At 44.0% G+C, this 15,794-nt stretch carries 13 protein-coding genes; 3 read left to right on the top strand and 10 right to left on the bottom strand.

What is annotated here, in order from left to right; translation table 11 throughout:
* Positions 1-24 precede the first annotated feature (24 nt).
* Both BEL05_RS07140 and rfaH read right to left on the bottom strand, forming a co-directional pair.
* Positions 25-2,760 (bottom strand): SLBB domain-containing protein, encoded by a 2,736-nt coding sequence (locus tag BEL05_RS07140; RefSeq protein ID WP_069670744.1) that lies wholly within the window; start codon positions 2,758-2,760, stop codon positions 25-27.
* A gap of 813 nt (positions 2,761-3,573) precedes the next feature.
* A complete protein-coding gene (gene rfaH, locus BEL05_RS07145; RefSeq protein WP_069670745.1) occupies positions 3,574-4,119 on the bottom strand; it encodes a transcription/translation regulatory transformer protein RfaH in 546 nt (181 codons plus the stop codon).
* A gap of 560 nt (positions 4,120-4,679) precedes the next feature.
* Between rfaH and BEL05_RS07150 the strand changes: the two genes are divergently transcribed.
* Positions 4,680-6,149, top strand: coding sequence for a peptide MFS transporter (locus tag BEL05_RS07150; protein WP_069670746.1), 1,470 nt, complete (start codon positions 4,680-4,682; stop codon positions 6,147-6,149).
* Between the two features lie 113 nt (positions 6,150-6,262).
* On the opposite strand, the gene BEL05_RS07155 is transcribed toward BEL05_RS07150, so the two are convergent.
* On the bottom strand, positions 6,263-7,366 hold the full coding sequence (locus BEL05_RS07155) for a response regulator (protein ID WP_069670747.1): 1,104 nt from the start codon (positions 7,364-7,366) through the stop codon (positions 6,263-6,265).
* Between the two features lie 114 nt (positions 7,367-7,480).
* Positions 7,481-8,263, bottom strand: a complete 783-nt coding sequence (locus BEL05_RS07160; RefSeq protein ID WP_028765186.1) for an MlaA family lipoprotein — start codon at positions 8,261-8,263, stop codon at positions 7,481-7,483.
* Between the two features lie 191 nt (positions 8,264-8,454).
* Here BEL05_RS07160 and BEL05_RS07165 point away from each other — a divergent pair, with 191 nt between their 5' ends.
* Both BEL05_RS07165 and BEL05_RS07170 read left to right on the top strand, forming a co-directional pair.
* Positions 8,455-10,437, top strand: a complete 1,983-nt coding sequence (locus tag BEL05_RS07165; protein WP_069670748.1) for a hypothetical protein — start codon at positions 8,455-8,457, stop codon at positions 10,435-10,437.
* A 72-nt stretch (positions 10,438-10,509) separates the two neighbouring features.
* Positions 10,510-10,839 (top strand): EscU/YscU/HrcU family type III secretion system export apparatus switch protein, encoded by a 330-nt coding sequence (locus tag BEL05_RS07170; RefSeq protein WP_069670749.1) that lies wholly within the window; start codon positions 10,510-10,512, stop codon positions 10,837-10,839.
* Between the two features lie 392 nt (positions 10,840-11,231).
* Here the strand turns inward: BEL05_RS07170 and BEL05_RS07175 are convergent, their stop codons facing one another.
* The 6 genes from BEL05_RS07175 to BEL05_RS07200 all read right to left on the bottom strand — a co-directional run bounded on the left by BEL05_RS07175 (position 11,232) and on the right by BEL05_RS07200 (position 15,791).
* On the bottom strand, positions 11,232-11,633 hold the full coding sequence (locus BEL05_RS07175; protein WP_028765189.1) for a DUF2802 domain-containing protein: 402 nt from the start codon (positions 11,631-11,633) through the stop codon (positions 11,232-11,234).
* 129 nt (positions 11,634-11,762) lie between these two features.
* Entirely contained in the window at positions 11,763-12,257 is a 495-nt protein-coding gene (locus BEL05_RS07180; protein ID WP_028765190.1) for a chemotaxis protein CheW, read from the bottom strand.
* Positions 12,258-12,264: 7 nt separating this feature from the next.
* The gene (locus BEL05_RS07185) at positions 12,265-13,275 is read right to left on the bottom strand and encodes a chemotaxis protein CheW (protein ID WP_069670750.1); all 1,011 of its coding nucleotides are present in this window, start codon (positions 13,273-13,275) and stop codon (positions 12,265-12,267) included.
* On the bottom strand, positions 13,259-14,050 hold the full coding sequence (locus BEL05_RS07190; RefSeq protein ID WP_028765192.1) for a ParA family protein: 792 nt from the start codon (positions 14,048-14,050) through the stop codon (positions 13,259-13,261). Before BEL05_RS07190 ends, BEL05_RS07185 begins: the two co-directional genes overlap by 17 nt.
* Positions 14,051-14,095: 45 nt before the next feature.
* Positions 14,096-14,692 carry a hypothetical protein gene (locus tag BEL05_RS07195; RefSeq protein ID WP_083250319.1) on the bottom strand — a complete coding sequence of 199 codons (597 nt, stop codon included), beginning with the start codon at positions 14,690-14,692 and terminating at the stop codon, positions 14,096-14,098.
* Positions 14,685-15,791, bottom strand: coding sequence for a protein-glutamate methylesterase/protein-glutamine glutaminase (locus BEL05_RS07200; RefSeq protein ID WP_028765194.1), 1,107 nt, complete (start codon positions 15,789-15,791; stop codon positions 14,685-14,687). The genes BEL05_RS07195 and BEL05_RS07200 overlap by 8 nt, the downstream gene beginning before the upstream one ends.
* Between the last annotated feature and the right edge of the window lie 3 nt (positions 15,792-15,794).

Here is a 15,794-nt window from a genome sequence, read left to right on the forward strand (position 1 = left end):
GCAGCGTCTATCTAGCGCTCCGCACTAGAGTCCCGATATTGCCGAGATTGCAACAGCGGTGTTGTAGATGATGCCAGTGACTTGTGTCCATAGAGTTAAGCTATCTTTGTATTCAGTATCAAGCGGTACAATGATGGTATCGCCTGGTTGCAAGTTGCTTTCGCCACTAAACCACATTGAGCGGCTTGGCATCATGACTGAGCCATTTGCTTTAATCACATAGGTACGGTCATCATCGGCGCGCTGGCGTGGGCCACCAGACATGGCTAGGTATTGGTCTAGCGTTAAGCCATCTTTATATCTGTGGGTAGCGGCGTGTTGTACTTCCCCCATTACAGCAATAGTCTGTTTGGTTGAGGGAACATACAGCACATCTTTGTCTTCTAGCTGCAAATCAGCCTGCTCGATACCCACTGAAATGGCCGAAAGGTCGACCACTAAACGCCCCATTGCCTGGATATTCTCAAGGTCAGTCAGCATCATCTGTGCATCGCTATAATTAACCACGTTGCCGTCTTTAGATACACCGCGCGTTGCAATATCACGTCTTAGTTGATCGGCAAGCTTTTTGATTTCTAGCTGCTCTTGCTGACGCACAGATTCACGCACAAATACCGACGAAGGTAGATAAGCATACTCTGTCATCCCTCCAGCACGGGCGAGCACGTCTGCTAAGGTTTCGCCGCGTCTGATATTATAAATACCAGGAAATTTAACTTCGCCGCGTATTTCGACCGATTTATTCTCTTGCCAGTCTGGTGTTGTCATCACAGTCAAGATATCACGCGAATGTAATTGAGCATCGGCACTCACATCACCTGCGATTGCTGCATTTAAATCAATATTAGTATGACGTACAGACGATGAACCGTCAGCAATCATAGTACTGGTCAATTCAGCTCGAGTAGTATAAGCGCCTTCAGTTAGTCCACCCGCTGCAGCAATGAGCTCACTCACCTTTGCGCCTTCACTTAACGGGTAAACCCCTGAATGACGTACTTTGCCACTAATAGCAACAACTTGTGCGCCTTGCTCTGCTGTACCTTGTGTCGCTAATTTTGCAACAACCGGGTAAAGCAATTCGCTGCGGTTCATGGAACCACTGAGCTTTATCAGCTCTTTGTCATCAAACAGATTGGCCAACATCTTGTTGACTTCACCTTTAACAAGCTGGTTTTTATCTTCAACCACTTCATTGGCAACCACTACGCCACCAATTTGACTACGTTTAACCAGCTCCATTTTGTCTAACTGAGAAAAACCTGCTTTAAACAAATCGTTGCCAACTAGTGAATCACCCGTCAGTGCAGTAACCTTTTTGACGCGCTGTTTAACTAACTTGTTTAAGTCATAACGATTTTGGGTCTCATCGCTGTAGTTAAAGAACATTACCTTGTCACGTGGCTGTAATGTTAAATCTTGCGTTGCTAACTTATCGCCAATCGCTTGGCTAGGCGAAAACTGTAACACCTTGATATCGCCATATCGGTTAATCTCACGAACAATAATGGCATAGTTAAGATCAGCTGAAATGGCTAAATCACCCCATATTGAGGGAAATAAATCACTGATTTTTTGACCTTGATACCACTGGTATTTACCCGGTCTAACCACGGCACCAACAACGGTTATAGCATCTTCAAACTGGCTAGATGCACTCTTTACGCGGATAAAGTCACCTGACTTGGCTTTGGTTGTTTTTCCTGTTTGTGCGGTTAAATCAACATTTACAATTGAACGTAAACCATTGCTGCTATAACGCTCTACGCTGCTGCTTTTAGGATATGCTCCGGGCTTTAAGCCCGCGGCCATTGCAACGATGTCAGCGATGGTTTCGTTTTGCTTTAATTCATATACTGCTGGGCGTCTAACTTCTCCAGTAATGCTTACAAGGCCACCCACTGACGGGATAAACACCACATCACCAGAACGTAAGCGTAGATCCCCTGATGCATCACCTCTCATGAGTAGGTCATAAAGATCCATCGTGCCAACTAACTTACCGTTGCGTTTTACTTGAATGTTGCGTAAAGAGCCTATCTCATTGACACCTCCGGCAACGAACAGTGCTTGAGTGATAGTTGATAAACTTGAAACGGTATATGAGCCAGGCTTATAAGCATCACCTGCAATAAAAATTCGAATAGAGCGCAGTTCGCCCATAGTGATGTTTGACTCAATCCCTATCATCTGCTGCGAAATGCGATGATTTAACGACTCTCTGAGCTCTGCAAAACTTAAACCCGCTACAGAAATAGGGCCCAATTCAGGGAATTGAATACTTCCCTCACGATTGATGACTAAGTCATACTCTTTGTTCTCTTTACCAAAAAGTTGCACTTTAATTGAATCACCAGGCCCGACTAGGTATTCACTTGGTACTGGCACATCTGAAACCGGTGCAAAGGTTGTTGGCTCACCTTGAAACAACTCATAGCCAAAACGCTCTAGTTCAGCTTTTTGCGAATCTTGGGAGAAATTTAATTCGTTTGCGGCATCGTGAGAGTGATCAACCACATCATTGGTAACGCGAGGTTGCACAACCTGAGGATTTTCAACCTTTGGCTGCGATTGACCTGAGCCACCGAGCATTGATGGGTCAATACCATATTGACGAGCAAGTCTTTGCTGCTCAGACGCGGGAAGGTTTTTAAATTGCTCAATCATCTGAGGAGATGGAGTAATAGCTTGCGCTTGTGTCCCCATCAAAAACAGGGCTGCAACTGCCGTTATTATGACTTTTTTGGTTTGTTGTAACACCGGTTATCTCCGTTGAAAAATTAAACTAACAGCTGGGATTAACGCTTCGCTTACTAAATACGGAGCGCTGGTAAATTCATCGACTGAACATCACTCTTACGGTAAAACCACAGCAGGAATAAAAGAGGCTTCTTCAGCTTGATCTCTAGCAGGATGTAGCCCCTCTTAGCAAAGAGCTGGCAAACAGCCTTGAACCGAGCAGTTTTATCACCCTTCAGACACGCTACCGCCCATAGGTTGCGGCTCCTAAATTGCCCTTCGCGATGCGAAAATTCTAATTTTAAACTTCTGAAAAAACTTAACTCAGTGCTCAGAACTAGCGGAGAACTGAGTTAAGTCTTTTAGGCAAACCGTATATGCGAACCTTTGCATTATGTCATGCGCAAAAATAGCAGCGGCACATTGTAATGGAAGTAAATTACAAATACTGCTCATTTATGCACCATTCAAACGCAAAACACCATTGAGTAAACTTTTGGTGACATTTGCCACATAATCACTTGGTTTACTTTACTAGCAGTAACACTCAAGTTACTCACCAACCCATCAAACTGAACACGAATAACTAACAAATTATCAAAAATAACAGCAGCATAGGGCAAACATTCATCAAATTACTCAAATAGTAAACATCAGTAAATCAAGATTTAGCGAACGCTTGTTCTCTATAGGAAATAGATGCACTATGGCAAATATCTTACAAAGCCTTACGTCTTTGACTTACGACTATGTATTACGACTGACTCACTTTCTATGCAACTTAGTCGCTTAAGCTCAACCGCTTACGATCAGTAAGCAGCACCACTCACAACATTATTTAATTTCTGGGTCTTGAATTGATTTAATGCTACTTCTTGGTACTGAGACTCGTTTTTGCTGCCCCATAATTTCAAACAAAATATGGCAACGTTTATCACCGCTTGATTCTTCGAAAATACCTTCTAAGTCGGTAAAGGGCCCCTCTATAAATTTCACTTTACCACCTTTTGTGATCGCTTCGATTTCTTGAGCATCAACGAACTCATCTGCGGAAAGCTTCAAGTTGAGCAGCATTTTATGTTCACGCATTTTAATTGCATGAATAATGCTGTCATCAATGGCCGTCATCTCTTCTTTACAGCCAATAATGCGTGAGACGCCACGAGTGGAATGAATTCGACTGACACTGGTTTCTAAAGGATCAAAATAGATAAAAAGATAACAAGGGAACAAAGGATTACGCTTAACGGTAGTTTTACCGCCCTTGGTAATTTGCTCTGGCATGGTGGGAAGATAAGTTTCTATTTGCTGAAGTGCAAGATTTTGCTGTGCCCTGGCCTCGCCACGGGGTTTGCAATATAAAAGATACCAAGACTTCATAACTTCCTTTAGCGCCTAGTGTTAATCGTTAATAATTAGTAGGAACCACACGGCCTTACAATCACTATTAAAGTGAAAATTGCAAGACGCTATGATTAACACGTAATGCAATGATAACGAGATAATACGAGTGACATCCTAATCACGGGCGAAATCATAGCAAATACTCTAACGAAATGAAAACACCTATTTGAACCTTTTTATATCATATAACCACCACGCAATTTATTGCGATAAATTAAGCTAAACACCAGATAATCTGCGGTGAATGCCACGTCTACCAGTGCTCAATTCCTCACCACTTAATCCAATCAAATTGACTTTTGACTGGTTAAAAGGGTATATAAGATGGGTTTCAAACAAAATTACACCCTAAATATTAAAATATAACAAAAATCTACAACAGTTAGGCAACCTAAAAGACTGGATCTTCAAACAAGATCAATCAGTTATTAATGATTACCTAGTTCTTGATAAGATATTGATAATATTCGCAACAACAATTTTTCTACATATTTTTTGTTATGTAGGCAATCACAAGCTGAAGGTGGAAGACTTACATGAGCGTAGCAAAACCTCAAGGTACGATGCTCGGGCATCCTAAGGGACTGTTCCTGCTGTTTACAACAGAGTTATGGGAACGTTTCAGTTACTATGCAATGCGCGCCATTTTGGTGCTGTATTTGGTTGATAAAGTTCAAACAGATGGCGGCCATGGCATGGGTTGGACCCAAGCTGATGCCCTTTCTCTTTATGGTACATTTACTGGTTTAGTTTATTTAACTCCCCTCATTGGTGGATGGTTAGCCGATACCTATTTGGGTCAACGTAAAGCCATTATCATTGGTGGTGCCTTGATGGCAGCGGGTCAATTCATTCTTGGTACACCACATGCGTGGGTACAAGGAATGGAAACCGAAGTGTTTTATATCGGTCTCGGTGTACTTATTCTTGGTAACGGCCTGTTTAAGCCAAACATCTCTACCATGGTTGGTGATCTTTATGAAGAAGGCGACCACCGCCGAGACGGTGCATTCACCATCTTCTATATGGGTATCAACGTCGGTGCATTCCTCTCGGGTATCATTGTTGGTTCAGTAGTCGCTTACTTCGACGGTAATTTCCAAGCAGGCTTTATCTGTGCTGGTATTGGTATGGTTTTATCACTAATCATCCAGTTTGTTTTTGCACAAAAGTTACTTGGTGATATCGGTCGAACCCCTGCCGCTCAACTTGAAAAAGAGAAAGCTGAAGCCGCTGGTGAAGTTCGTAAAGAACCACTGACAAAAGTTGAGCGTGATCGCATTAAAGTGATCATGATAATGGGTCTTTTCACCATCATCTTCTGGGCTGGTTTTGAACAAGCCGGTGGCTTGATGAACCTATTCACTAACGACTTTACTGACCGTTCAATCGGTTCGTGGGAAGTACCAACAACTTGGTTCCAGTCATTGAACGCGATGTTCATTGTGATTTTTGCGCCAGTCGTTGCTTCTATCTGGATACGCTTAGGCAAAAACGAACCTAACTCTCCAGTTAAGTTTGCTTTAGGTCTTGTGCTACTCGGTATCGGTTTCCTATTTATGATTGGTGCCGTACTTGAAATGGGTGGCGATGCAAGTGCTAAGTCAAGCATGTGGTGGTTAGTCGGTGCATACTTCTTCCATACTATGGGTGAGCTATGTCTTTCACCTATCGGCCTTTCAATGGTGACTAAGCTAGCTCCACTGCGTATCGCATCATTAATGATGGGTGCATGGTTCCTGTTTGTTGCGGCTGCTAACAAGATTGGTGGTATCGTTGGTTCATTCATTGGACACGGCGGCGCGAAAGAAGAGCAACTTGCTAATGCAATGTCTATCTTTGCTGGTATCGCTATCACTGCTGCGCTGTCAGGTATTCTGCTCTACTTTATCTCTGATAAGTTAGTCGATTGGATGCATGGCGCAGAAGATGGCCACCACACTGAAGAGCAAGCACTAGAAGAAGAGATTGCTGTTACTGCTGAGCATGAAGCAATCAAAAGATAAGTTCTAGGTTCTTACGCTTAGAAGTCCTAAAATAAAAAACGCCTCGCTATTACTAGCGAGGCGTTTTTGTTTATGCAGTAGAGTATCGTTAGCGCGCATATCTAGCCTTGCGACTAGAAACTCATCTGAACATAGCCGCCTGATGCAGTGGTGGTGTCGTAGGTTAGCCCATGGAATTGGTTATCAAGCAACATCTGCTTATGCTCAGCGATGCTAGAAACAATACACAAGCTCTCTCCTGGCATTAAGTTTCTAAACTGCGTAGAAGGTTGCCCCCACTCTAAAATCCCCAACTGAAGCGAATCTGGCAGCGCTAATGGCATTAAGCCTTCATCGTTGCGGATGTAACATCGTAATCCCTTACCAGCTTGTGCAATTGAGGCACGATAATGACTTAGCTCTACCACCGAATAGATAATATCGACGTAGATATCCAAGCCGGACTTGTTCATCCGCTCATTAAGGTAGCTGAGCATATTAAACGGTTCGATTACCGTTTGAGTACTGCCATTACGGAATAGCTTTAACTTTTGATTGACGAAGCTTTTTAATAGCACGCTGGCAAATGCTGCACGATTATCTTGCGGATGAAAGTGCGCCATATACATGATTAAGTATTGATCACCAACGTTGGCGCTATCAATAAAATAGGCACTCACTTCATCTGACTTGAATAAGCTGTAATCAATTTTTGCTTTGGGATAGTCGATTTCAGATGGTGGGAATAACTGCTGTTGAACACTTTTTGCCGCCTGAGCATTTTGCTCTAACAAGCTTAGGTGCTCTTCAAGCTCTTGATAGGAAAGCTCTTCAAGATCGTCAATTTTCACATCTTGTTCTAGTGAGCCACTAAGGTTTTGTAGAATTGCATTTTCGATGATGCACAGATCACTGACGGGTTTGACGAGATAGTCGACGGCGCCTACTCGCAAGGCCTCTACCACATCCGCCATCACTTGGTTTCCAGAGATAACTATCGCTACCGTATTAGGTTTACGTTTAATCATCTGTTTTAGCATGTCGAGTCCACCTAAGATAGGCATACTTAAATCTGCTAACACAACGTCAAAATCACTCTGGCTAAAACGCTCTAAACCTTGCTGACCATCATCGGCTTCGACAACCTGGGCGCCACGGTTAGATAAAAAAGCCGCAACGATACTACGAAAAACGGGGTCGTCTTCTACTAACAAAATACTGAGGTCTTTTAATGCCATGTAACATCCTTATGGCTTAAGTTTACGTCAACAACCTGAGTTAGCAATTCCCTCTCCCTCACCGACACTGCGACAGCGTCGGTTTCCTAATCTATATAGCTAGGTCATTTGAAGTTAATCAAGCTCTTTCATATATTCGTCAAGCAACTCATCGTCGTCAGTCGTATTGGGGACATCTCCATCATATACTTTATAATCAATATGTTGCAAGTAAGCTTCTTTGACAAATGTATAAGGATCTAGTGCATTGTCGACCAATCGCTCCTGATCAATTGCCGATGAGCGTTTATGCAGGTTTTTAAGACCCCATTTAACCAATGATTGCCACATGGTGAGTTCGGATAATGGGAAATATAGTCCATCAACCCAGTCTGACGCTAATTCTCGCGTAACATAGGGGCCAAGAAATGGCGCCATAAAATAGGGGCCATTTGGCACACCATAATAACCCAGTACTTCGTTGAACTCATCTTGCTTACGCGGCATTCCCATCATGTCCGCAACGTCAACCACACCAAGAAGGCCCAATGTGGTATTGATGGTGAAACGCCCTCCCGCATTAACCGCCCACATCCACTTGCCTTGCAAAGCATTGTTGACCATTGAACTAGGCTCTTCAAAATTGTGCACAAAATTGTTCACACCGGTTTTAACTGGCCGCGGTAAGTAATCATTATAGGTATGCGCAACAGGACGATATAGATATCTGTCCATAAACTGATAGTTAAAATCCCACATCGCCCGGTTAAAGCCCTCGATAGGGTCACGGGGATCATTATAGGTAATAACTACCGTTTCGGCGCTATCCATTGCACCTTGCTCATTTTGCTCAGCCGCTTGCACCTTAATCGATGCAACAAACACCAGCAGACTCAACGTAATCCATTTACACTTCATATAACTTTGATTCCTAATTAGTATTACCTATCGGTTAAAGCTAATGGCTAAAAGTGACGATATAGTAGTAATACTAGACTACTCAGTTTGATTTTCCGTTTCAGACGGCTAAGGATACTCAGCAAAATGAATAGGTCAAATTGAATTTTGTAAATACTGTTGTGTTAATTACCTAAATTGGGAGCTAATTTGTGAGCCAGTCGAGCATCAATCCAGCCTTAACGGCAATCGCAACTGGGCAAAATTCAACTGCGTCATCTAATCTGCCGATTGAAAAATTAATTCCGACTAATATTCAATTTTCGACTAATAAAGACACACTCGTTCTCAACCAGCAAGCACTAGATATCCGTTATTTACTAGCAACAGATAGAAGCCTTATCAAACTCGCTAGCGAACAACCCATGGCCACAACCCTTATTCAACAGCAGGCGAGCCTTGAGCAAAGCATAAGCGCGTTATTGAAAACCTTCGGCACGGCTACCACTATCGAGCTCCCTCGCTCTATTTTAGCCTATATAAAAGGAAATCAAATCGACCAGAGTCAATTACAACAGCTTGCAATGCGTCCACAAGGGTATCAGCTTGGAGAAGCCAGCATCATAGGCAATAAAGCCACAATTGGTCAGTCATTGCACTTTACTGTGCCAGGTGATGCAATCAGCAATGGGCGTTACTTAGCGACAATAACCCTGCAAAATAACACACTTGCTCTTACCCTATCACCGTTGCTTGCTCAAGCGAACGTCACTTTATCGCCAGCATTAGGGACAGATACGTACAACTCAACACAGTCAAAGCCTTCTTCTATGTCGGCCTTAATCAATAAGGCGTCATTAGCGAGTACTTACATTAGCCTAAACCGCGAATTAGCCAAGCAGTCACTGAGCAAGAGTCAACTCAGCGCGCTTGCACAGCCACTCAACAAAGCTGAAGTAGCTTCATTGTCATCTAATACCATTGGGTTGACTCAAAGAGGCACCTTGCCAGTGGACGTTTTACCAGGCCCAGTTAAGGCGGGAAACGGGCCTTCCGTAGCCAGTATTTCACTTCTATCGACCACAAGCTTTGCATTGCAGCAGCCAGCGTTAGTGAACACTCCTCTTTTCAAGTTGATCAGCCAGATAACCGGCCAATTGACTCAGCCATTGACGAACCAGAGTCCTTTACCCCAACAAACGGTCGACGCTATGGCGCAAACGTTCAAGGGAGCTGAAGCACTTGGGGGCAGTGCTGACAACTTAGTCATATCACCTACGGCAAATCTTAAGCATACGCAAAGCAACGCTAACCCTGTTGCTAAATCAACGAACGGTTTGACGGTCAATACAGAGCAGAGCCAAGGGGCGCCAACCACTAAACCTCTGCACAGAGGACTCAAGCACCTACTCAACCATATAGGGCCTAAAGCGCTACAAACGGAGCAAACCACAAGTCAACAATCACTACTGTCTTTATTAAAAATAGCGTTTCCGCTGGCCTTTCCAAGACCGCTCACCGACTTAGCTGCTACTAACATGTTAAAAACCGAGCTTATAGATAGCTTCAGAGGTATATCGGCCCCCAGCCAGATGAACGCATTAAATGCTAGTCACGGCGGTACCATCGCGCTGTTATTTCAATTACTGCTCGGCAGACAACAATCTACTCCTAGCAGTCAGGCATTAAGTGCTCAGTTAAAACAGATACAGCAGCAACTTGGCATACGTTCAACTTTACTCAATATGCTCGATAAAGCGGGGGCGACTGAATCCCTTGGTAAATTGGTTTCAGGGCTTAATTTATACCAACAAGCTTCAACAGACAGTACAACAAATACTCAGTGGTATTTCACCCTGCCCTATATGATTGATGAACGCCAAGAGGAGTTTGAGGGGCATTTTGAACAAGACAACCAAGACCATCAAAAGAAAGATTACTGGCGCTTACAACTCAAGTTTCATTTAACTCTTGGAGCGGTATTGATTAAAGCAGAAGTTAAACAGCAGCAAGTGTCACTCGGTTTTACTTCTGACAGTGAACAGTTGCTTACAGCTATAACTAATAAGTCGGACGCACTAACACACAAGCTGACTCAAATAGGCTTTGAGCCAAAACCGATAACCACACAAAAAAGTGTCTTGCCCGCAAGTTTATTACCAGGCGAGCACTATTTAGTGAAGCTAAAGGTTTGACTCTCATTCAAGCTCAGTCGGTATTAGCACTTGTGCGCATAGCAGACATCATATTGAAAAGTTGAGGGCAGTATGCAACCAGATACAGACAAAAATCAGCCAAACGAAACATCGACTCAAGCCGCTGCACTCAGTTACACAGGTGATGGTGCACCAACACTGACCGCGAAAGGTGAGGATTTAGTTGCCCAAGAGATTATAGCGTTGGCCAAAGAGGCTGGCATTCATATTCATCGCGATGCCAACCTGAGTCAATTTTTGCAAATGCTAGAGATTGGCGAAGAGATCCCTAAAGAACTTTATCAGCTTATTGCAGAGCTGATCGCCTTTGCTTATGTGCTAGATGGAAAATTTCCCGAGAGATGGGACAATATGCATCAAAAAATAGCGGAGCAGGTATAGACGCTAGATAAGTATGACTCAGTGAAAGAAGCCCAGCATATTAATACTAGGCCTTTATAGCAATCAGTATAAGAAAGTGATCGACTCACCGTGTACTTTGACAACTAATTCAAGGCGAATGGACGACGGCATGCTTGCTCCCTTATGAGGCCGTTCAACGCAGAAGTAGGAAGTCAAAAACACGCCTAACAGGCTAGTCTTAGCGCTTTCGATGCCGCGTTAATAAGCTTGACCCTAGTTCAACTAGGCTCTTCACTCGTTGCAATCAACAAGGATGTTGTGAATGCCCTTAATGCACGACTATATGGATAGGAGCAATTAAGGGCCTTGCCTGATAAGCGCTAAATTCTCGCTGAGTGCTGACATCTTTATATTAACTTGGTATTAAAATATTACGCTTTGCTATGTAATCTAAGCAGTAATTCGGCTTCCGCCTTGGGCAACTCACACTCTTTAACTAATTCTTCGACACCGGCCCCCAACGCAACCATTTTCATGGCACGAGAATAAAGTCGGGCTTGGGGATCTTGTTGATTAGTTTCATCGATACGTGCATCTTGTTTAGCAACTCGCTTTTCAAGTTCTAACATGCGACGCCCAACACCAATAGTTCCTGTGCGTAGCTCTTGCAGCTCACGCTTTACCGCCTCTCTTTGACGGTCACTCTCTTTTACCAGTAGTGTTAATGCTTCTATTTTTGCTTGCAGTTTTCGGGTTTGTTTCTGCTGATAAAGCACCAGCCCCAAACAGGCTATGACATAGAGCAAAGCCGCGATCAATAATTCATCGCCAATCATGAAAAGTTACCACTCCAGTTTCCAGCCTGGTGACCATAACGACTCGCATTATGCTCATCACCGTAAAGACCACGCAATAAAACGCCACCGAGGCTAATAACCTCGATGGCTAACAGTATTCACCATTTATAATTGCGCGAGATCCATCCACTCTTCATCAGACAAAAGCTTATCTAAATCAACCAAAATAAGCAGCTCATTATCACGATTACTCACACCTTGGATAAACTTAGCGCTCTCTTCAGTGCCTACATTCGGTGCATTATCTATCTCAGAACCACGTAGATAAACCACTTCAGCAACGCTATCGACAAGAATACCAATTACTTGTTTTTCGGCTTCAATAATCACAATACGCGTTGAATCATCAACGTCTGATGACATCAAACCAAAACGAGAACGGGTGTCAATCACCGTCACAACGTTGCCACGTAGGTTAATAATACCAAGCACATAATGTGGCGCCCCAGGCACCGGTGCAATTTCGGTATAACGTAATACCTCTTGCACCTGCATTACGTTGATACCGTAGGTTTCATTATCTAAACGGAAGGTTACCCACTGCAACACTTCATCATCTTTACCAGCAGCTACTGCCGCTACGTTTTTTGCATCTGCCATATAAACCTCAGCCAATAGAGTCCTGACTACCTAATCCTAGATTCAACAATTCAATCAATGCTTGCACATGTAATATGCCGCACATCTGCTCTTTAACCACGCCCGCTAACCAAGGCCGTTTTCCGGCTTTTGTACGCCAATTAACCTCGGACTTCAAAATCTTAACCGAGTTAACCAGTGATTCGCACGCTAGCCCCCAATTACTATCTTCTAATAGTACAATATATTGGTAATCAACGGATTGCGCCAGTGTATCATCATATTTTTCCGGCATAACCCACGCACAACTATTAACGACATTTAGCTGAGACTCGCGATGAGTTTGCACACCAAGATACCATTCTGGGCGTCCCATAATATGATTTACACGTTCAATTTTTACGATGCCACCTAAACTAACCAGTGGGACGGCCAATGTGAGCCCTGCCACTTTGAAAAAAAGTACCTGAAACTCTTCATCTAACTGCTCAACTAAACTTTCAGTGATACCCGGTGGCGTAATACCCGTTTGGGTTTCAAGTTGCTGCTCAGTAACTTGTTCATCGACCGCTTTCGCTTCAACTTTAATAGTAGCTGAAGTTTCAATCTTTTCTTCTATTTGCGGCTCAACAACTGTTTGTTTTATTTTCGAAATCACGATTGCTTCATCAGCAACCTTAGTCTTAGTCTGTACCGCCTCTATAGGCTTGTCGATCTGTGCTGTTGGGGGCGCGGAAACGGCCGACAATAATTGCTCCAACGCTCGTTTGTCTAACGATGATGCTGATTTTGTTGCAACACTTGGTTTACTGGCTGCAGGGACAGGCGCCCGTTGAAGCTGCTCGGCCAATTTGACCTGCTGTTGACCTAGCACCTTGTCACCTTTAACTGGTGTTGCAGCTAAAGTAGTCTGCGCAGCATGAGGTATAATAGGCTTAATATTCTTAGCCGCCTCGTCTGCGACATCCTCAACTACATCCTCTTCTGTAAGCAGCAGAGCGAAATAATCAAATACTGCTTCATCAACTGAGTTTGACATGCGCAAACTCCTTAGAGAGTAGATAATCTAGCAACCTGTCGTATGCTTTGACACCTCGGGTGTTACCCGCATAATGCGATGCTGGCAAGTGTGCAAGGCTTGCATCTCTAAACTTAGTATCCACCGGAATAACATCTGGCCACAATGTATCACCGTACTCTTCTCCCAATTGATTTAACGCTAAAGGAGAGGCTTTGGTGCGCCTGTCATACATGGTCGGAATAATCGTATAACTATAGGTAGTGCTCTTTGAACGCCCCATTAAGGTCATCGTTTTTATCATTCTATCTAGGCCCTTAATGGCCAAAAATTCAGTCTGCACAGGGATGATAATATGCTGGCTCGCCGCCAGAGCATTCACCATTAACACCCCGAGTACTGGCGGACAGTCGATCAATGCCACATCATAGTTGTCTTCAACTAAGGTCAATAACTTCTTAAGAATAAGCCCCATACCGCCTTGATGACCTAACGAGCGGTCTAACGTTGCCAACGCCATCGTTGCGGGCAATAACTCAATTCCGTCAACTTTAGTTGGCACAATGTGAGAGATGACTAAGTCTTTAGATAATTGTTTATGTTTAAGAAACAGGTCGTAAAGCGATGCTGGAACCTCTTCCGAGTCGACGCCAAGATAATAACCTAAAGAGGCATGAGGATCGGTATCAATCATGAGTACGCGCTGACCACGCTTTGCCAAAGCCCCTGCAAGGCTGGCAACAGTGGTTGTTTTACCCACACCACCTTTTTGATTTGCTATGGTCCAGACTTTCAAAAATAACCCCTTAATTAACTCACCAAAGTGCTAGCTCTTACTGTTCTAATTATCTTCACGAGTCGTTACCCGTATTCCGCCATGTGGCAGACTTATTACTTTAACACCATCTTGGTTTTCAGACAGCTTTACTGGCTGCGAACTCGTCAAATTGTCAACTTGATCGGGGTTTACATCCGTTTTACTACCTAACATATTATTATCGGTCGTCGTAGAAGCCGCATCGATCAACTCAATGTCGTCAGTTAGCACTGTAACTGGCTCAGTCGACTGCATATCTGGTGCAGGATAAATCAATAAAGATGGGCTATCTCTATCGTTAAGCGCTTTAGACTTAGATTGCTCTGTGGATGTAACACCTGGTCCTATTTCAACGGAGGTTTGTTCACCTGGCTTAGCTTGAGAAAGCAACGACTTTGTTGCGTCAGGATTAGATGCCATCCATTCAGCAACAGCCTTTGCCTGTTCGTCTGGCACCATCAAAAGTACTTGGGTTTTCTTAAGCTGTTCAATCTCAGAGAGTAACAGGCGGTTTTTATGGCGCATATCGAGATACAGCGATCCCGTGACAACAGTGCTAACTAACATCAAAAATAACACAAGCAGCATGAGCGTACTCATGCCTTTTTGCTTGTTAGCCACGAGCGGTTTCTCTAATAATGGATTCAGCCATATCTTCAAGCGCAATAGATTGTGTCGACAATCCCGCAGATGCGACGGCTTGAGGCATACCGTAAACAACACAACTCGCCTCATCCTGAGCCCAGATAGTGGCACCCGCTGATTTGAGCATCCGAGCGCCTTCACGCCCATCAGCCCCCATGCCTGTTAAGACAACGGCCAAAATCTCCGAGCCCATCAGTTTAGACGCAGAGGCAAAGGTGATATCGACACAAGGTTTGTAATTCATGTCAGCACTACCCGCAACAATTTTTATTCTGCCGTGAGTACCACCGCGTTCAACCATCATCTGCATCCCACCGGGCGCCAAATAAGCGCAACCAGGCCTGAGTTGATCACCGTTCTGGGCTTCTTTTACATCGATAGCACACAACCCATTGAGTCGACCAGCAAAGGCTGGCGTAAATGCCGCAGGCATATGCTGAATCAACAAAATTGGATGAGGGTAATTCCCTGGAAGTTTAGTTAAGATTCGCTGCAAAGCGACAGGTCCACCAGTAGACGTACCAATAAGTAATATCTTGTACTTTTTACCACTGGCTCGTTGAGGCGCGGTCGCACGCACTGGAGGACGTGATGCTGGCGCTGTCTCGCGAGATGTTGAAGGCCGAGAGGTGATTGGTGTCGGTGTTGGCGTTCTTGGCTGAATAGGCCGGAATACACGTCGCCTTCCTAACGCTTTAATGCGCTGTTGCAATAAGATAATTGCGTCATCTTTGTTGGTCGCAATATCTTCAAAGCGTTTTGGTAGGAAATCTAGCGCCCCAGCTTCTAATGCATCTAAAGTCGCCTTGGCGCCATCATGAGTTAACGAAGAGAACATCAAAATTGGCGTAGGACATTTAGCCATAATCTCACGTACAGCAGTAATACCATCCATCACAGGCATTTCAATGTCCATAGTGATGACTTGCGGCTTCAACTGCTCTGCTAGCTTAACCGCTTCAGCACCATTCACCGCAGTACCAACCACTTCTAAATCTGGATCTTTAGTAACGATTTCACTGACTCTGCGGCGAAAAAAACTCGAATCATCGACAACTAATACTTTAATGGCCATTCA

Origin of the sequence: Shewanella colwelliana (assembly GCF_001735525.1) — a bacterium.
In the GTDB taxonomy this organism is placed as follows: Bacteria; Pseudomonadota; Gammaproteobacteria; order Enterobacterales; family Shewanellaceae; genus Shewanella; species Shewanella colwelliana.